This window comes from Actinomycetospora cinnamomea (genome assembly GCF_003096675.1).
In the GTDB taxonomy this organism is placed as follows: domain Bacteria; phylum Actinomycetota; class Actinomycetes; order Mycobacteriales; family Pseudonocardiaceae; genus Actinomycetospora; species Actinomycetospora cinnamomea.
In genome coordinates this window covers 231,892-248,386 of sequence record NZ_QEKW01000003.1, presented here as the reverse complement: position 1 = coordinate 248,386, position 16,495 = coordinate 231,892, and the positions used below count along the sequence as shown (strand labels likewise).

General features: G+C 75.5%; 20 protein-coding genes. 15 read left to right on the top strand and 5 right to left on the bottom strand.

Annotated elements, in window-relative coordinates:
* The first annotated feature begins 3 nt into the window (after window positions 1-3).
* The 9 genes from C8D89_RS29095 to hisI all read left to right on the top strand — a co-directional run bounded on the left by C8D89_RS29095 (window position 4) and on the right by hisI (window position 5,826).
* Window positions 4-168, top strand: a complete 165-nt coding sequence (locus C8D89_RS29095; RefSeq protein ID WP_165825597.1) for a hypothetical protein — start codon at window positions 4-6, stop codon at window positions 166-168.
* Between the two features lie 69 nt (window positions 169-237).
* Window positions 238-903: a class I SAM-dependent DNA methyltransferase gene (locus C8D89_RS08140; RefSeq protein ID WP_116707595.1), complete on the top strand. Its 666-nt coding sequence runs from the start codon at window positions 238-240 to the stop codon at window positions 901-903.
* Window positions 900-1,589 carry an imidazole glycerol phosphate synthase subunit HisH gene (hisH, locus tag C8D89_RS08135; RefSeq protein ID WP_116707805.1) on the top strand — a complete coding sequence of 230 codons (690 nt, stop codon included), beginning with the start codon at window positions 900-902 and terminating at the stop codon, window positions 1,587-1,589. The genes C8D89_RS08140 and hisH overlap by 4 nt, the downstream gene beginning before the upstream one ends.
* Before the next feature lie 97 nt (window positions 1,590-1,686).
* Window positions 1,687-2,121 (top strand): YciI family protein, encoded by a 435-nt coding sequence (locus C8D89_RS08130; RefSeq protein WP_116707594.1) that lies wholly within the window; start codon window positions 1,687-1,689, stop codon window positions 2,119-2,121.
* Window positions 2,122-2,163: 42 nt separating this feature from the next.
* Entirely contained in the window at window positions 2,164-2,580 is a 417-nt protein-coding gene (locus tag C8D89_RS08125) for a YciI family protein (RefSeq protein WP_341477311.1), read from the top strand.
* A gap of 48 nt (window positions 2,581-2,628) precedes the next feature.
* Window positions 2,629-3,855 (top strand): RNA polymerase sigma factor, encoded by a 1,227-nt coding sequence (locus C8D89_RS08120; protein ID WP_116707804.1) that lies wholly within the window; start codon window positions 2,629-2,631, stop codon window positions 3,853-3,855.
* A 55-nt stretch (window positions 3,856-3,910) separates the two neighbouring features.
* Window positions 3,911-4,645, top strand: coding sequence for a bifunctional 1-(5-phosphoribosyl)-5-((5-phosphoribosylamino)methylideneamino)imidazole-4-carboxamide isomerase/phosphoribosylanthranilate isomerase PriA (gene priA / locus C8D89_RS08115; RefSeq protein WP_207787121.1), 735 nt, complete (start codon window positions 3,911-3,913; stop codon window positions 4,643-4,645).
* 57 nt (window positions 4,646-4,702) lie between these two features.
* Window positions 4,703-5,476, top strand: coding sequence for an imidazole glycerol phosphate synthase subunit HisF (hisF, locus tag C8D89_RS08110; RefSeq protein WP_116707592.1), 774 nt, complete (start codon window positions 4,703-4,705; stop codon window positions 5,474-5,476).
* Complete coding sequence (hisI, locus tag C8D89_RS08105; protein ID WP_116707591.1) at window positions 5,473-5,826, top strand: phosphoribosyl-AMP cyclohydrolase; 354 nt, start codon at window positions 5,473-5,475, stop codon at window positions 5,824-5,826. The genes hisF and hisI overlap by 4 nt, the downstream gene beginning before the upstream one ends.
* Here the strand turns inward: hisI and C8D89_RS08100 are convergent.
* Window positions 5,781-6,749, bottom strand: a complete 969-nt coding sequence (locus tag C8D89_RS08100) for a LysR family transcriptional regulator (RefSeq protein WP_116707590.1) — start codon at window positions 6,747-6,749, stop codon at window positions 5,781-5,783. The genes hisI and C8D89_RS08100 overlap by 46 nt on opposite strands.
* Before the next feature lie 74 nt (window positions 6,750-6,823).
* On the opposite strand from C8D89_RS08100, the gene C8D89_RS08095 reads away from it, so the two are divergent.
* From C8D89_RS08095 to trpA, 6 genes are all read left to right on the top strand, one after another.
* Window positions 6,824-7,810 carry a DMT family transporter gene (locus C8D89_RS08095; protein ID WP_243417941.1) on the top strand — a complete coding sequence of 329 codons (987 nt, stop codon included), beginning with the start codon at window positions 6,824-6,826 and terminating at the stop codon, window positions 7,808-7,810.
* 74 nt (window positions 7,811-7,884) lie between these two features.
* Complete coding sequence (locus C8D89_RS08090; RefSeq protein WP_116707589.1) at window positions 7,885-9,558, top strand: anthranilate synthase component I; 1,674 nt, start codon at window positions 7,885-7,887, stop codon at window positions 9,556-9,558.
* Window positions 9,555-10,280: a Trp biosynthesis-associated membrane protein gene (locus tag C8D89_RS08085; protein ID WP_165825595.1), complete on the top strand. Its 726-nt coding sequence runs from the start codon at window positions 9,555-9,557 to the stop codon at window positions 10,278-10,280. The genes C8D89_RS08090 and C8D89_RS08085 overlap by 4 nt, the downstream gene beginning before the upstream one ends.
* Before the next feature lie 40 nt (window positions 10,281-10,320).
* Window positions 10,321-11,130, top strand: coding sequence for an indole-3-glycerol phosphate synthase TrpC (gene trpC / locus C8D89_RS08080; protein ID WP_116707587.1), 810 nt, complete (start codon window positions 10,321-10,323; stop codon window positions 11,128-11,130).
* A gap of 88 nt (window positions 11,131-11,218) precedes the next feature.
* Window positions 11,219-12,538 carry a tryptophan synthase subunit beta gene (gene trpB / locus C8D89_RS08075; RefSeq protein WP_116707586.1) on the top strand — a complete coding sequence of 440 codons (1,320 nt, stop codon included), beginning with the start codon at window positions 11,219-11,221 and terminating at the stop codon, window positions 12,536-12,538.
* A 29-nt stretch (window positions 12,539-12,567) separates the two neighbouring features.
* A complete protein-coding gene (gene trpA / locus C8D89_RS08070; protein ID WP_116707801.1) occupies window positions 12,568-13,359 on the top strand; it encodes a tryptophan synthase subunit alpha in 792 nt (263 codons plus the stop codon).
* A 35-nt stretch (window positions 13,360-13,394) separates the two neighbouring features.
* Here trpA and C8D89_RS08065 read toward each other — a convergent pair whose 3' ends face one another.
* From C8D89_RS08065 to C8D89_RS08050, 4 genes are read right to left on the bottom strand one after another with little or no spacing between them, the layout of a single operon-like run.
* Window positions 13,395-13,673 (bottom strand): DUF6510 family protein, encoded by a 279-nt coding sequence (locus C8D89_RS08065; protein WP_116707585.1) that lies wholly within the window; start codon window positions 13,671-13,673, stop codon window positions 13,395-13,397.
* A 15-nt stretch (window positions 13,674-13,688) separates the two neighbouring features.
* Window positions 13,689-14,423: an FAD-binding oxidoreductase gene (locus tag C8D89_RS08060; RefSeq protein WP_116707584.1), complete on the bottom strand. Its 735-nt coding sequence runs from the start codon at window positions 14,421-14,423 to the stop codon at window positions 13,689-13,691.
* On the bottom strand, window positions 14,393-15,001 hold the full coding sequence (locus tag C8D89_RS08055; protein WP_116707583.1) for a sulfite oxidase-like oxidoreductase: 609 nt from the start codon (window positions 14,999-15,001) through the stop codon (window positions 14,393-14,395). Before C8D89_RS08055 ends, C8D89_RS08060 begins: the two co-directional genes overlap by 31 nt.
* Window positions 15,002-15,018: 17 nt before the next feature.
* Window positions 15,019-16,221: an epoxide hydrolase family protein gene (locus C8D89_RS08050; RefSeq protein ID WP_116707582.1), complete on the bottom strand. Its 1,203-nt coding sequence runs from the start codon at window positions 16,219-16,221 to the stop codon at window positions 15,019-15,021.
* Window positions 16,222-16,495: the final 274 nt, after the last annotated feature.

The window sequence follows — 16,495 nt, the reverse complement described above, 5'->3', positions numbered from 1 at the left end:
GTCGTGACCTGGTCCGACCTGCTCGCCGTCGGCCTGCTCGCCGTGGGTGGCCTGCTCGTGGGCGGCGTCATCACCTTCTGGCCCCGCAACCGGCCGGTCGCGGTCGTGCTGGGCGTGCTCGCGGCCCTCGCGGTCGCCGGGGCGATCCTGCGGCTGGTGCCCGCCTGACGCGGGGCGGTTGGGACGGCGCGGACGGGGAACCTCGGATCGGGCACGACGAGGGCGGCGGGAGGCACCGTGGACACGCGCGAGACCGACGCCCGTGGGCGCCTCGCCCTGCTCGCCGAGGCGCCGGACACCGACGCGGTGCGCCGGATCTACGACGACTGGGCGCCGACCTACGACCTCCACGACGTCGCCGGCCTCCTGGGGTACCCGTCGCCGGCGCGGGTGGCCGAGCGCGTCGCCGACCTCGTCCCCCCGCGGGCGGACGTCCTCGACGTCGCGTGCGGCACGGGGCTCGTGGGCGCCGAGCTGGCGCCGCGCGGGTTCGTCTCGGTCGACGGGCTCGACCTCTCGCCGGGCATGGTGCGCGTCGCGCGGCGCCGGCGGGTCTACCACGACCTGGGGCCCGCGGACCTGCGGCACGGTGTCCCGGGGGCGTCCGGCAAGTTCGGCGTGGTGACGTGCGTCGGGGCGTTCGCGCCCGGCCACCTCGGGCCGCCCGCCCTCACCGGCTTCCTGCGCGTGCTGCGCACCGACGGGTTCGTGGTCGCCGCGATCGCCGAGGACACGTGGGCCGCGGGGGAGTTCGCGGCCGCCGTGGACCGCCTCGTCGAGGGCGGCTTCGCCGAGCCCGTCGACGGCCCCGGCGGCTCGGTGGGGGACGGACCGGGGCGGCTGCTCGTGCTGCGGGCGCGCGAGGTCCCGGGGCCCGGGCGCTCGGTAGCGTGGAGGTCGTGACCACCCCGACCACGGCGAGCGCGGCGACCTCCCCGAGCCGACGCCCGTCCCGCACCCCCCACGTCGTCGTCCTCGACTACGGCTCGGGCAACCTGCGCTCGGCCGAGCGTGCGTTGCAGCGGGTCGGCGCCGACGTCGAGGTCACCGCCGACGGGCGCGCGGCGCTGGAGGCGGACGGGCTGGTCGTGCCCGGCGTCGGCGCGTTCGCCGCGTGCGCCGCGGGCCTGCGTTCGGTGCACGGCGAGCGCCTCATCGAGCAGCGCCTCGCCGGCGGGCGGCCCGTGCTGGGCATCTGCGTGGGCATGCAGGTGCTCTTCGAGCGCGGGGTCGAGTTCGGCGAGGAGGCCGCCGGCGCCGGGCAGTGGCCCGGCACCGTCGAGAAGCTGCAGGCCGACGTGCTGCCGCACATGGGGTGGAACACGGTGTCCGCGCCCGCCGACAGCGTGCTGTTCGCCGGCATGGACGCCGACACCCGCTTCTACTTCGTGCACTCGTTCGGCGTGCGCCGCTGGGAGCAGCAGACCCCCGAGCACTTCCGGCCGGCGTGCGTGACCTGGGCCCACCACGGCGAGGACTTCGTCGCCGCCGTCGAGAACGGGCCGCTGTCGGCCACCCAGTTCCACCCCGAGAAGTCGGGCGACGCGGGCGCGGCCCTGCTCACCAACTGGCTCGGCGTGCTGCGGTAGAAAATTCTCCGCCGGCCGTGTCGAACCGCGGCGCAGCCGTTCGACGCGTGGGCGAGCGGCGGGGAAGAGGCCCCGCCGGAGCCGCGAGGAGAGACCGATGCGCTACATGCTGATCATGTCGGCCCCGGAGACGATGAGGATCGGCGGCGCGGACGCCCCGCCCACCGACGAAGCCTTCGAGGCCATGGGCCGGTACAACAACGACCTCCTCGACGCCGGCGTGCTGCTGGCCGCCGAGGGCCTGGCCCCGAGCGCCGAGGGCTTCGTCGTCACCCACGACGGCGAGGGCCCGAGCGTCACCGACGGGCCGTTCACCGAGGCCAAGGAGCTCGTCGCGGGCTTCTGGATCCTCGAGGTCGCCTCCCGCGCGGAGGCCGTGCAGTGGGCACGCCGGTGCCCGATCGGCCCCGGCGTGCGCCTCGAGGTGCGCCGCATCCCGGAGATGGCCGAGTTCGAGGGTCTCGCGCCCGCCGAGGTGCTCGACGCCGAGGCCACCCTGCGCCGGCGGATCGCCGAGCGCGAGCAGGCCTGATCCCCACGACCCCACCGACCCGAGGAGACCGCCGTGCGCTTCATGCTGCTGCTCAAGTACGACGAGGCCGCCCAGATGGCCACGCCGCCCGACCCCGCGATCTTCGAGGAGATGGGCAGGTTCAACACCGCGATGGTCGACGCCGGTGTCCTGCTGGCCGGCGAGGGGCTCATGCCCAGCGCCCAGGGCGCGGTCGTCGCCTTCGACGGCGAGGAGCCCACCGTCAGCGACGGCCCCTTCACCGAGGCCAAGGAGCTGGTCGGGGGCTTCTGGATCCTCAAGGTCGATTCGCTGGAGGAGGCCGTGTCCTGGGCGCGCCGGGCGCCGTTCCGTGACGGCGAGCGCCTCGAGGTGCGCCGCGTGACCGAGGCCGAGGACTTCGAGGGCATCGCGCCGCAGGAAGTGCTCGATGCCGAGGAGGAGCTGCGGGCGCGGGCCGCCCAGCAGCACGGGGGCTGAGTGACCACCACGGCCGATCCCTACGCCGTCCTGGAGACGGTGTGGCGGATGGAGTCCGCCCGGATCGTGGCCGGGGTCGCGCGCGTGGTGCGCGACGTCGGCCACGCCGAGGAGCTGGCCCACGACGCCCTCGTCGCGGCCATGGAGCAGTGGCCGCGCGAGGGCGTCCCCGACAACCCGGGGGCCTGGCTCGCGGCCACCGCGCGGCGCCGCGCGATCGACACGATCCGCCGGGAGCAGACCCTGGCGCGCAAGACCGAGCTGATGGAGTCCTCGGAGGCGGGCGTCGCCCCGGCCGCCGACGCCCTGGTCGGCGACGGGGCCGCGGCGGTGGGCGACGACCTGCTCGCCCTGCTCTTCGCGACCTGCCACCCGGCGGTGGCGCGCGAGTCCCGCGTCGCGCTGACCCTGCGGCTGTTCGGCGGCCTGACCACCGACGAGATCGCGCACGCGTTCCTCGTGCCGTCGCCGACCGTGGGACAGCGGATCTCGCGGGCGAAGAAACGCCTGGCCGGCGTGGGACCCGAGGCGCTCGCCGTGCCGACCGGCGACGAGCTCGCCGCCCGGCTGGGCGCGGTGCTCGAGGTCGTGTACCTGATCTTCAACGAGGGCTACGCCGCCACCACCGGCGTCGACTGGACGCGGCCCGCGCTCTGCGTCGAGGCGATGCGGCTGGGACGCGTGCTCGCCGCGCTGCGTCCCGACGAGCCCGAGGTGCACGGGCTCGTGGCGCTCATGGAGCTGCAGGGCTCGCGGCTGCGGGCGCGGGTGGGGCCGTCGGGCGAGCCGGTGCTGCTCGGCGACCAGGACCGTTCCCGCTGGGACCGGGTGCTCCTGCAGCGCGGCCTGGCGGCGCTGGAGCGCGCCGAGTCCGGGCCGGGCCCGCGCGGGCGTTACACGCTCCAGGCCGCGATCGCCGCCTGCCACGCCCGCGCGCGCTCCACCGACGCCACCGATTGGACCGCGATCGCCGCGCTCTACGCCGAGCTCGCGGCCCGGGCGCCGTCCCCGGTCGTCGAGCTCAACCGCGCCGTGGCGGTGTCGCGCGCCGAGGGCCCGGAGGCGGGGCTGGCCGTGCTCGCGCCGCTGGACGCCGAGCCGGCCCTGGCGCGTTACCACCTGCTGCCCGCGGTGCGCGCCGACATGCTCTCGGCGCTGGGCCGCGTCGAGGAGGCCGTCGCGGAGATCGACCGAGCGCTGGGGCTGGTCCGCACCGTGGCCGAGCGCGAGCTGCTGGAGCGGCGACGCTTTGCGCTCCGCGCTCGTGCGCGGTAGTCCGTGCCAGGGCACGGACAACCACTCACGAGCCCGTAGGGCAGACTCGCGCGCCGTGACCATCGACCTGCTGCCCGCCGTGGACGTCGTCGACGGCCAGGCCGTCCGCCTGGTCCAGGGCGTCGCCGGCACCGAGACCGGATACGGCGATCCCCTCGACGCGGCCCGCGCCTGGGCCGCCGAGGGCGCGGAGTGGCTGCACCTCGTGGACCTGGACGCGGCGTTCGGCCGCGGCTCGAACGCCGAGCTGCTGGCGTCGGTCGTCGAGGAGATCGACATCAAGGTGGAGCTCTCCGGCGGTATCCGCGACGACGCGTCGCTGCGCCGGGCACTGGACACCGGCTGCGCGCGGGTCAACATCGGCACCGCGGCGCTCGAGGACCCGGCATGGTGCGCGAAGGCCATCGCCGAGTTCTCCGACCGGGTCGCCGTCGGGCTCGACGTCAAGATCACCGAGGGGCGGCACCGTCTGGCCGCGCGCGGGTGGGTCTCCGACGGCGGCGACCTGTGGAGCGTGCTCGCCCGCCTCGACGCCGAGGGCTGCGCGCGCTACGTCGTCACCGACGTGGGCCGCGACGGGACGCTGACCGGCCCGAACACCGAGCTGCTCGAGGCCGTGTGCGCGCGGACCGACCGGCCGGTGGTGGCCTCGGGCGGGGTCTCGTCGCTCGACGACCTGCGGGCGCTCGACGCCCTGGCGCCGATCGGGGTCGAGGGCGCGATCGTCGGCAAGGCCCTCTACGCCGGCAACTTCACCCTGGCGGACGCGCTCTCGGCCGTACGTGCGTGATCTTCCCGGCTATAGCCGGGAAGATCACGCACATGGGACGCGGTTAGGCTGGGCGGTATGGGTGTCGCCGTCCGCGTGATCCCCTGTCTGGACGTCGACGCCGGCAGGGTGGTCAAGGGCGTCAACTTCGTCGACCTGCGCGACGCGGGCGACCCTGTCGAGATGGCGCGGCTCTACGACGCCGAGGGCGCCGACGAGCTCACGTTCCTCGACGTCAGCGCGTCGTCCGCCGAGCGCGAGACCACCTACGACGTCGTGCGCCGCACCGCCGAGCAGGTGTTCATCCCGCTGTGCGTGGGCGGCGGCGTCCGAACGAACTCCGACATCGACCGGCTGCTCCGTGCCGGCGCGGACAAGGTCAGCATCAACACCGCGGCCATCGCCCGGCCACACTTCCTCGGCGAGTCCAGCCGCCGCTACGGCTCGCAGTGCATCGTGCTCTCGGTCGACGCCCGCCGCGTCCCGCCCGACGGGCAGCCGACGCCGTCGGGCTACGAGGTCACCACCCACGGCGGGCGGCGCGGCACCGGGATCGACGCCCTCGAGTGGGCCCAGCGCGGCCAGGAGCTCGGGGTCGGGGAGATCCTGCTGAACTCGATGGACGCCGACGGGACGAAGGCCGGCTTCGACCTCGAGATGATCGCCCAGGTGCGTGCGCTCGTCGACGTGCCGGTGATCGCCAGCGGGGGCGCCGGGGCGGTCGAGCACTTTCCGCCGGCCGTCGCGGCGGGGGCGGACGCGGTGCTCGCGGCCAGCGTGTTCCACTTCGGGATCATGCGGATCGGCGAGGTCAAGGACGCTCTGCGGGCCGAGGGGGTCGAGGTCCGGTGAGCTGGACCCTGGACCCGGCGCTCGCGGCCCGGCTCAAGCGCACCCCCGACGGCCTGGTGTGCGCGGTGGCGCAGCAGTACGACACCCGCGAGGTCCTCATGGTCGCGTGGATGACCGACGAGGCCCTGGCCCGCACCCTGGCCACCCGCGAGGGCACCTACTGGTCGCGCTCGCGGGACGAGCTGTGGGTCAAGGGCGCCACCTCGGGGCACGTGCAGAAGGTCGTCGAGGTCCGCCTCGACTGCGACGGCGACACCGTCCTGCTGCTGGTCGACCAGTCCGGCGCCGCCTGCCACACGGGTGCTCACACCTGCTTCGACGCCGACGTGGTGCTCGCGCCCGAGGCCTGAGACGCCTGCGCGGCCTCCCGGGCCGCGTCGCGCTCGGCGGCCACCGCGGTGAACGCCGCGACCGCCGCGTGCACGGCCGGGGTGCCGCGGTCGGTACGCCACACCGCGTCGATGCTGCGGCGCAGCACGGGCTCGGTGATCGCGACGGCGACGCCCGCCGGGAGCGGCGGCCGGGCCAGGCGGGGGACGAGGGCGGCGACGCCCACGCCGGCGACGAGCTCGAGGTGCATGCCGAACCCGCGCACCCGGCACGTCACCCGCGGCTCGAGGCCCAGCGAGCGCAGGGTCTGGAGCAGCCACGCCTGTGCGCGGGTGTCGCCGCCGTCGGCGACCCAGTCGAGGTCGTCGACCTCGCCCAGCGCGACCGGGCCGGGGCCCGCCAGCCGGTGACCGGCCGGCAGGACGAGGTCGATGACGTCCTCGCACAGCCGGGCGCGCGAGGTACCGGCCGGGACGGGGGCGGGCAGGCCCTCCCAGTTCTCGACCACCGCCAGGTCGAGGTCGCCGGCGAGCACGGCCGGCAGGGTCTCCTCGGCCTCGCCGTCGGCCAGCGCCACCCGCAGGTCGGGGTGCGCGGCGCGGAGGCGGGCGAGGGTGGGCGGGGCCAGCGCGTGGACCGACGTCGGGATGGCCCCGATCCGCAGCTCGCCCACCACCTCGTCGCGCAGCCGGTCGAGGTCGAGCCGGGCGGCGGCGACGCGGGCCAGGATGTCGGCGGCGTGCTCGGCGAGCACCCGCCCGGCCGGGGTGAGCCGCACGCCGCGGCCCGCCGGCTCGGTGAGCGCCGCGCCCGCCTCGCGCTCGAGCTTCGCGAGCTGCTGGGACACCGCCGAGGGTGTGAGGTGCAGGGCCACCGCGGCGCCTGCGACCGACCGGTGCGTCGCGAGCGCGTGCAGCGCGCGGAGCCGGTCGAGGGCGAACACGGTAGCGATCGTAACGAGTCAGGCGCAGGGAACCTCGCTGGTGCTCAACGGTGGGCGGGCCGACGATCGAGGGCGTGACGCGCTCCCTCGACCGCTCCGCGGTGCGCCCCACCTCCGTGGTTCCCCGGGTCGACGCCCGTCTCGTCGCCGTGGCCGGGAGCCTGTGCATCGCGTTCTCGCCGATCTTCATCGCGCTGGCCGACGTCAGCCCGGGCACGGCGACGGTGTTCCGGTGCCTGCTCGCGCTTCCGCTGCTCGTGCCGCTGGCGCTGCTGGAGCGCCGGCGGCGGCTCCGGGCCGTGTCCGTCACGGGGAACCGACCGTGGCTGCTGCTGCTCGGCGGCGCGCTGCTCGGCGTGGACATGACGCTGTGGACGGAGTCGATCAGCGCGGTGGGCGCCGGGGTGTCGACGGTGCTGGTCAACGTCCAGGTCGTGATCCTGCCGCTGCTCGCGTTCCTCGTCCTCGGCGAGCGGGTGCGGCGGACGTTCGTCCTCGCCGTCCCCGTGATGCTCGTCGGCGTCGCGCTGGCGGGCGGGCTCGTCGGGGACCCGGAGGCGGTCTCGGGGCCCGCCCCGGTCCGCGGGACGGTGACGGCCCTCATCGCGGCCGCCGCGTACGCGGGCTACCTGCTGCTCGTGCGCCTCGGTGCCGGCGAGGGCCAGCGCTTCGCGCCCGTCGCGGTGGCGACCGCCGGCGCCGCCGTCGCGTCCTTCCTGCTCGGCTCGCTGTGGCAGGGCGTCGACCTCACCCCCGACGTGCGGGCGCTGGCGTGGCTGGTCGTGCTCGCCGTGGTCGGGCAGGTGATGGGCTGGGTGCTCATCGCGTCCGCGCTGCCCCGCCTGCCGTCGTCGACCGGGGCCTCGATCCTGCTGCTGCAGCCGGTCGGCGCGGTGCTGCTCGGCGCCGTGGTCCTCGCCGAGCGGCCGGGCGTGCTGCAGCTGATCGGCTGCGCCGTCGTCCTCGCCGCCGTGGCCGTCGCCGCCCGCATCCGTGCGGCGCCGCCGGAGCCCGCCGGTGAGCCGGCACCGCGGAGATCAACGGGGACTTCGCACGCATAGAAGCTGCGAACAGCGCGTTCGCTGCAACCACGCCGGCACCCGGGCGGGCGGGGCCGTCGGGGGCGGGGGCCACAATGAGGCCCGTGTCCATCTCCGACGCCTCCGCTGCTCCGCTCGGCGCCGTCGTGCCCGACCGCGCGGGGTTCCACGCCCTCGCGGCGCACCACCGCGTCATCCCCGTCACGCGGCGCCTGCTGGCCGACGGCGAGACGCCGGTCGGGCTCTACCGCAAGCTCGCCGGGCGCCGGCCCGGCACCTTCCTGTTCGAGTCGGCGGCGCACGGCGAGTCGTGGTCGCGCTGGAGCTTCGTCGGCGCCCGCAGCGCCGCGTCGCTCACCGAGGTCGACGGCCGCGCGGTGTGGACGGGCACCGCGCCGGCGCACCTGCCGGCCACCCCGGACGGACCCGAGGGCACCGAGGGCTGCGACCCGCTGATCGCCCTGCGCGAGACGCTCGAGCGGCTGCGCACCGACCCCCTGCCCGGGCTCCCGCCGCTCACCGGCGGGCTGGTCGGCTACGTCGGCTACGACGCGGTGCGCCGCCTCGAGCGCGTGCCCGACCTCGCCGACGACGACCTGCAGATCCCCGAGATGGTCATGCTGCTCGCCACCGACGTGGCCGCGCTCGACCACCACGAGGGCACGGTCACGCTCATCGCCAACGCGGTGAACTGGGACGACAGCCCCGAGCGGGCCGACGCGGCGTACGACGACGCGCTGGCCCGGCTCGACCGCATGACCGCCGAGCTCGCCGCGCCCGCGCCGTCCACCGTGGCCGCCGCCGCGAGCACGCCGGCCGGCCCGCCCGCCGGGGTGGCGCGGCGCCGCTCGCCCGCCGAGCACCACGCGGCCATCGAGGTGGCCAAGGAGCGCATCCGCGCCGGCGACGCGTTCCAGGTCGTGCTCTCCCAGCGCTTCGAGTCGAGCACCGCGGCGGACGCCCTGGAAATCTACCGGGTGCTGCGGATGACCAACCCGAGCCCGTACATGTACCTGCTGCGGCTCGCCGACGCGGCGGGCCGGCCGTTCGAGATCGTCGGGTCCAGCCCGGAGGCGCTGGTCACCGTGCGGGACGGCGTCGCCACCACCCACCCCATCGCCGGCACGCGGTGGCGGGGCGCCGACGCCGAGGAGGACACCCTCCTGGCCAAGGACCTCCTCGCCGACGAGAAGGAGCGCGCCGAGCACCTCATGCTCGTCGACCTCGGGCGCAACGACCTCGGCCGCGTCTGCGTGCCGGGCACGGTCCAGGTGCGCCGGTTCTTCGAGATCGAGCGCTACAGCCACGTGATGCACCTGGTCAGCACGGTCAGCGGCCGCCTGGCGCCCGGACGCACCGCGTTCGACGCCGTCGCCGCCTGCTTCCCGGCGGGCACGCTCTCGGGCGCGCCCAAGCCCAAGGCGCTGGAGATCATCGAGGAGCTCGAGCCCACCCGCCGGGGCCTGTACGGCGGCATCGTCGGCTACCTCGACTTCGCCGGCGACGCCGACACCGCCATCGCCATCCGCACCGCGCTGCTGCGCGACGGCGTCGCCCACGTCCAGTCCGGCGGCGGCATCGTCGCCGACTCCGACCCTGTCGCCGAGGACGCCGAGTGCGTCAACAAGGCACGCGCGGTGCTGGCGGCCGTGGCCACCGCGGACACCCTGGCCGCCCCGGCGCCCTCCGCGGCGGCGGACGAGCACGATGCCGAGCACGATGTCGAGGCCCTCACCCCACCGCCCGATCCCGTCCCGGCGACACCGTGACGCCGACCCCGCCGCAGACCCCGCCGACCCCCCCGACCCCGCCGACCGGGCCCCGCGCCGGCAGCCCCGGGCGCCTCCTCGGCGCGGTCGTCGTCCTGCTCGTCGTCGCGGCCGCGGTGCTCTGGGGAGCGTCGCGCGCCACGTGGGTCCGCCAGGTCGTCGAGGGCCTCGCGGGGTCGCGGTCGAGCTCGGCCGACGGAGCGACGGCCGAGCCGATCCTCGTGCCGTGGGCGCTGCTGTGCCTCGCCGCCGTCGGCGGCCTGCTGGCCACCGCGGGCTGGGGACGTCGCGTCGTCGGCACGCTCGTGGCCGTCGCGGGCCTCTGGGCCGTCCTGCGGGGCGCGGCCGGCCTCGTCGCGCCCGCGTCCGCGGCGCTGCCGGTGGGGATGCGGCCGGGGGACCGTCCGCTGCCGCCCGAAGCGGTGCTCGCCGGGCCGGTGCTCGGCGTGGTCGGGGGCCTGCTGATGCTGCTCGCGGGGCTGCTCACGGCCCGGTACGCGGCGCTGCTGCCGCGGCTCGGGGCGCGGTACGACGCGCCCGTGCGCGCGGCTGGGGAGCCCGGGCGGACGCCCTCCGACCCGGACCGTGCGCTGTGGGAGGCGCTCGACGAGGGTCGCGACCCGACGGGCGAGCACCCCGCCGATCCGGGCCCCAATGGGCCGGGTGGACGATCATCGGGGCGTCCCGACGGGGTCGGAGGGGCAGGAGGGGTCGCGGGTTAACATGGAGCGAACTCGGACGGGGGAAAGGGGCAGACCCGGCGTGAGCGTCCTGGAGCAGATCCTCGAAGGGGTCCGGGCCGACGTCGCCGCCCGGGAGGCCGCCGTCCCCTTCGACGTCGTCAAGGACCGCGCCGCGGCGGCGCCGCCCGCGCGCGATGCGCTCGCGGCCCTGCAGGGCCCGGGCATCGGGGTGATCGCGGAGGTCAAGCGGGCCAGCCCGTCGAAGGGCCCCATGGCCGACATCCCCGACCCGGCGTGGCTGGCCGGCCGCTACGTCGACGGGGGCGCCCGCGTCATCAGCGTCCTCACCGAGCAGCGCTGGTTCGGGGGCTCGCTGGACGATCTCGACGCCGTGCGCGCGAAGGTCGACGTGCCGGTGCTGCGCAAGGACTTCGTGGTCGGTACCTACCAGGTGCACGAGGCGCGGGCCCACGGCGCGGACCTCGTCCTGCTCATGTGCTCGGTGCTCGAGCAGAACGCCCTCGACGCGCTGGTCGACCGGGTCGAGTCCCTCGGGATGACCGCCCTGGTCGAGGTGCACAACGAGGAGGAGGCCGACATGGCGCTGCGGGCCGGCGCCAAGCTCGTCGGCATCAACGCGCGCGACCTGCACACCCTCGAGGTCGACCGCTCGGTGTTCAGCCGCATCGCCCCCGGCCTGCCCGGCGAGGTCATCCGCGTGGCCGAGTCCGGGGTCCGCGGCCCGGGCGACCTCATGACCTACGCGGGCCACGGCGCGGACGCGGTGCTGGTGGGCGAGTCGATGGCCACCGCGGAGGACCCGCGGGCGGCCGTGCGCCAGCTGGTGACCGCGGGCTCGCACCCGGCCTGCCCCAAGCCGTCTCGATGACCCGGCTCGTCGACACGGCGCTGAACCCCCTCGCCGCCGCCTCGTAGCATCACGGGGGACCCACCTTCCGCGCGCAGGGAGCAGCACCATGACCTCGGCCCCCACGGCCAGCCAGGGCCTCGCCGGGACGGCGCACGAGCCGGACGACTCCGGCCACTTCGGGCGCTGGGGTGGCCGCTTCATGCCCGAGGCGCTCATCGCCGCGGTCGACGAGGTGGCCGCCGAGTACGAGAAGGCCCGCCGCGACCCCGCGTTCCTCGCCGAGCTCGACCGCCTGCAGCGCGACTACGCCGGCCGCCCGTCGCCGGTCACCGACGCCCGGCGGCTCGCGGAGCACGCGGGCGGCGCGCGCATCCTGCTCAAGCGCGAGGACCTCAACCACACCGGCTCCCACAAGATCAACAACGTGCTGGGCCAGGCGCTGCTGACCAAACGCATGGGCAAGACCCGGGTCATCGCCGAGACCGGGGCCGGCCAGCACGGCGTCGCGACGGCCACGGCGGCCGCGCTCCTGGGCCTCGACTGCGTCGTCTACATGGGCGAGGTCGACACCGAGCGCCAGGCCCTCAACGTCGCGCGGATGCGGCTGCTCGGGGCCGAGGTCGTGCCCGTCACCACCGGCTCGCGCACGCTCAAGGACGCCCTCAACGAGGCCTACCGCGACTGGGTCGCGAGCGTGGGCCACACCCATTACATCCTCGGCACCGCCGCCGGCCCGCACCCGTTCCCCCGGATGGTCCGCGACTTCCACCGGGTGATCGGGCTCGAGGCCCGCGAGCAGGTGCTCGCCGCGTACGGGCGCCTGCCCGACGCCGTCGTGGCCTGCGTCGGCGGCGGGTCCAACGCCATCGGGATCTTCCACCCGTTCCTGGACGACGAGGGCGTGCGCCTCGTCGGTTTCGAGGCCGCGGGGGAGGGCGTGGAGTCCGGCCGGCACGCCGCGTCGATCACCGGCGGCAGCCCCGGCGCGCTGCACGGGGCCATGTCGTACCTGCTGCAGGACGACGACGGCCAGACCCTCGAGACGCACTCGATCTCCGCCGGGCTCGACTACCCCGGCGTCGGCCCCGAGCACGCGTACCTCGCCGACTCGGGCCGCGCGACCTACGAGCCGGTCACCGACGCCGAGGCGATGGACGCGTTCCGGCTGCTGTGCCGCACCGAGGGCATCATCCCGGCGATCGAGTCGGCGCACGCGATCGCCGGGGCGGTGCGGATGGGACCGCGCCTGGTCGCCGAGGTCGGGCCCGATGCGGAGCCACCGCTGATCCTCGTGAACCTCTCCGGCCGCGGCGACAAGGACGTCGACACCGCCGCGCGCTGGTTCGGCGTCGTCGACCCGGAGTCGTTGCCGACCGAGGAGCCCCCACCCGGGACCGACGCCCAGACGGGGGAGCGGGAGCTGTGACCACGAGCAGCGCCGGGACCGACACCGGCATCACCCGCCTCGGCGAGGTCTTCACCGCCGCGAAGGCCGAGGACCGCGCCGCCCTCATCGGCTACCTGCCCGCGGGCTACCCGACGGTGAAGGGCTCGCTGGGCCTGCTCACCCAGGCCCTCGACGCCGGCGCCGACCTGGTCGAGGTCGGCCTGCCGTACTCCGACCCCGTGCTCGACGGCCCGGTGATCCAGCACGCGGTCGATCAGGCGCTGCGCCACGGCGTCCGCATCCGCGACACGCTGCACGTGGTCGAGCAGCTCGCGGCGCGCGGCGGGCGTGCCGTGGTCATGACGTACTGGAACCCGGTGCTGCGCTACGGCGTCGACGCCTTCGCCCGCGATCTGGCGGCCGCGGGCGGGCTCGGGGTCATCACCCCGGACCTCGTGCCCGACGAGGCGGGCGGCTGGCTCGCGGCCGCCGACCGGGAGGGCCTCGCGCCGATCTTCCTCGTCGCACCGTCGTCGAGCGACGAGCGGATCGCGTCCACCACCGCGGCCACCCGCGGCTTCCTCTACGCGGCCTCGACGATGGGGGTCACGGGCGCCCGCGACGCCGTCGCGGACACCGCCACCACCCTCGTGGCCCGCGCGCGGGCCCACACCGACCTGCCGATCGGGGTCGGGCTGGGCGTGCGCAACGGCGCCCAGGCGGGCGAGGTCGCCTCCTTCGCCGACGGCGTGATCGTGGGCTCGGCCCTGGTCAGCGCCGCCGAGCACGGCCGCGCCGCGGTCGCGCGCCTGACCACCGAGCTCGCCGCGGGCGTGCGGGGCCAGCACACGGGTCGCTAGGACGGGTCGCTGGGACGGGTCGCTGGGACGGGTCGCTAGGACGGGTCGCCGTCGGGGATGTCGAGGGCGGCGGTCCCGCTCATGTCGAGCCACGTGTGCCCGGGCGTCCGGACGATCCGCAGCACCACCGCCTCGCACACCAGGCAGCGCACCACCATGCCCGGGGCATCGGCGTACACGTGGTGCGCGCCCAGGGGAGCGGTCGTGCCGCATCCACCGCACCGGGTCCGCGCCACGGTGGCGTCGAAGGCGAACACGTCCGCGAGCCGCCCCGCCGCGGCGTTGCCGTCGAGCCGTCGGGATTCCACCGTCATCTCGCTCTCCCTCCGTCATCCGAAGCGCTCGATCCTGATGGCCGTGGCGTGGTGACCGGCCGCCACCAGGCCGTCCGCGACCGCCTCGACGAACGTGGTCGGACCGCACACGAAGATCCTCGGCTCCGCGTCGGGCGGCCACACGTGGTCCCGCAGGGTCTCCGGGGTCACCCGGCCGCCGAGGCCGGCCCACCCCGGCGGCTGCGTGCGGGTCAGGGCGATCGTCACCCCGACGCCCCGGCCGGCGTGCTGCTCGAGGCGCTCCCGGCCGAGGACGTCGTCGAGGCTCCGCGCCGAGTAGAGGAGCCGGACCGGCACCCCGGAGCCCGTGGCGGCGTGGTGGTCGAGCATCGCCAGGAACGGCGCGACACCCGACCCGCCCGCCACGAGCTGCAGCGGTGCGTCGAGGTCGGCGTGCCAGACGAAGTAGCCGCCGATCGGACCCCGCAGCTCGAGCTCGTCCCCGGCCCGCAGCTCCTCGGTGAGGTACGACGAGACCTCGCCGTCGTCGATTCGCTGCACCACGAGGTCCACGGTCGTGCTCCCGGGTGCCGACGCGATCGAGTAGCTGCGCTGGGCCTGGTAGCCGTCGGGCGCGGTGAGGCGGACGTCGACGTGCTGGCCCGGCAGGTGGCCCTCCCAGCCGTCGATCCGCAGCGACAACCGGCGAGCGGTGCGGGCCTCGGCGGTGACGGCGGCGACGGTCGCGAGCCGCCACGTCAGTCGCCGGCGTACCGCTGTTCCAGCCACGGGTCACCGCGCAGGTGGTAGCCCAGCGTCTCCCAGAAGCCGGGTTCCTCCGTGCCCGACAGGTACAGGCCGCGGACCCACTTCGCGGACTTCCAGAAGTACAGCTCCGGCACGAGCAGCCGGGCCGGCCCACCGTGCTCCGGCTCCAGCGGCCGGCCGTCGAACCGGTCGACGACCCAGGCGCGGCCGTCGGCGACGTCCTCCAGCGCGAGGTTCGTCGTGTAGCCGCCGTCGCAGTAGGCGAGCAGGTGCTCCGCGGACGTGTCGACGAGACCGAGCAGCGTGTCCAGGGCGACGCCGCTCCACGTCGTCCCGAACTTCGACCACTTCGTCACGCAGTGGATGTCGACGGTGACGTCCTCGCGCGGCAGCTCCTGGAACTCCTGCCACGTCAGCCGCACGGGGCCGTCGACCTCCCCGGTGACCGTGAAGTCCCAGTCCTCGGGTGCCGTCCGGGGTGTCGGGCCGGCGGACAGCACCGGGAAGCCGTCACCGACGTCGTACTGGCCCGGGGGCAGCCGACCCGCGTCCCGGCGGGCGTCGCGCCGCCCGACGAAACCCCGCGACAGGAACGTCATGCCCCCGTCCCGCGAGCTCATGTGCGCACCGGGCGGAAGGCGGCCCGCGCCTCGGTGGCGAAGAGCTCCGGCTCCTCCCAGGCGGCGAAGTGCCCGCCGCGGTCGACCTCGTGGAAGTAGGCGGGGTCGGGGTAGACGGTCTCGACCCAGCTGCGCGGCGCCGCCCACAGCTCCCCGGGGAACGTGGTGAATCCGACCGGGACCGCGACCGCCGGCGGGGCCTCCCCGGGCGTCGCCGCGGCCCGGGCCCGGCCGAACTCCCAGTACCAGCGCGCCGCCGAGGCGCCCGTGCCCGTCAGCCAGTAGAGCGTGATGTTGTCGAGGACGGCGTCCCGGGTGAGACCCCCCACGGGCTCGCCGTCGACGAACGCCCGGGACATCTTCAGGTAACTGTCCGTGTCGTGGTCGAGCAACCAGGCCGCCAGCCCGATCGGTGAGTCCACCAGCGAGTACCCGATCGTCTGGGGCCGGGTGGACTGCTCGAAGAAGTAGCCGAAGCCGTCGGTCGTGAACGCGGCGAGCGCCGCGTGCGCCGCGCGCTCCTGCGCCGACTCGGCGGGGAGGCGGTCGACGACGCCCAATGCGCCGGCGAGCAGGTTGACGTGGATGGCGAGCAGCCCCTCGGGTGCCTGGCGTCCCATCGCGTCGGTGACGTCGGCGCCCACGTCGCCGCCCTGGGCGACGTAGCGGGTGTAGCCGAGGCGGCGCATCAGCTCGGCCCACGCGCGGGCGATGCGTCCGGAGTCCCAGCCGAGCTCGGTCGGCTCGCCGGAGAAGCCGTAGCCGGGCAGGGACGGCAGCACGAGGTGGAACGCGTCGGCGGGCGTGCCGCCGTACGCGGTCGGGTCGGTCAGCGGGCCGACGGCACCGAGCAGCTCGATGACGGAGCCGGGCCAGCCGTGAGTCATGATCAGCGGGAGCGCGCCCTCGTGCGGCGACCGGACGTGGACGAAGTGGATGTCGACCCCGTCGATCTCGGTCGTGAACTGCGGCAGCGCGTTCAACCGCGCCTCGCACCGGCGCCAGTCGTACTCGTCGCGCCAGTAGCGGGCGAGTTCCTGCGCCGTGCGCCGTTGGACACCCTGCGATCGGTCCGCGACGAGCTCCGCGGACGGCAGGCGCGTGGCGGCGATGCGCCGGCGCAGATCGTCGATCTGCTCCTGGGGAATGCGCACCTCGAATGCGCGGATGTCGGTCGTCCTGTCGACGGTCGTGGTCATATGGCACCTCCTGGCGTGCGTCGCCCCGCAGGTGCGCACGCACTCGGATCTCGGTGAGGAAGAGCTGATGGCGCGCCGGCTCCGGTGCGCGCTCGTCCCCGCGCCTACCGTGAGGCGCGGACGAACTCCCGCGACGATCTCCGCGAGTGCGGACCCCGGGCAACGGTCGAGCCGACGACGCGCTCCGCGGTCGGCATCCGGACCATTGTTTCGCTCTTTCGCGGGAGAAGGCGACATTTCGCAGGGCATCGAACGCTACGCCCCCGCGCTGCAC

Coding starts and splice junctions, on each gene's coding strand:
- C8D89_RS08130 (WP_116707594.1), top strand. CDS start 1,687: ATGCGCTACATGCTGATCATGTCGGCCCCGGAGACGATGAGGATCGGC.
- C8D89_RS08120 (WP_116707804.1), top strand. CDS start 2,629: ATGGAGTCCGCCCGGATCGTGGCCGGGGTCGCGCGCGTGGTGCGCGAC.
- C8D89_RS08090 (WP_116707589.1), top strand. CDS start 7,885: ATGAGGCCCGTGTCCATCTCCGACGCCTCCGCTGCTCCGCTCGGCGCC.
- hisF (WP_116707592.1), top strand. CDS start 4,703: ATGGGTGTCGCCGTCCGCGTGATCCCCTGTCTGGACGTCGACGCCGGC.
- C8D89_RS08125 (WP_341477311.1), top strand. CDS start 2,164: ATGCTGCTGCTCAAGTACGACGAGGCCGCCCAGATGGCCACGCCGCCC.
- trpB (WP_116707586.1), top strand. CDS start 11,219: ATGACCTCGGCCCCCACGGCCAGCCAGGGCCTCGCCGGGACGGCGCAC.
- C8D89_RS08055 (WP_116707583.1), bottom strand. CDS start 15,001: ATGACGTTCCTGTCGCGGGGTTTCGTCGGGCGGCGCGACGCCCGCCGG.
- C8D89_RS08050 (WP_116707582.1), bottom strand. CDS start 16,221: ATGACCACGACCGTCGACAGGACGACCGACATCCGCGCATTCGAGGTG.
- C8D89_RS08065 (WP_116707585.1), bottom strand. CDS start 13,673: ATGACGGTGGAATCCCGACGGCTCGACGGCAACGCCGCGGCGGGGCGG.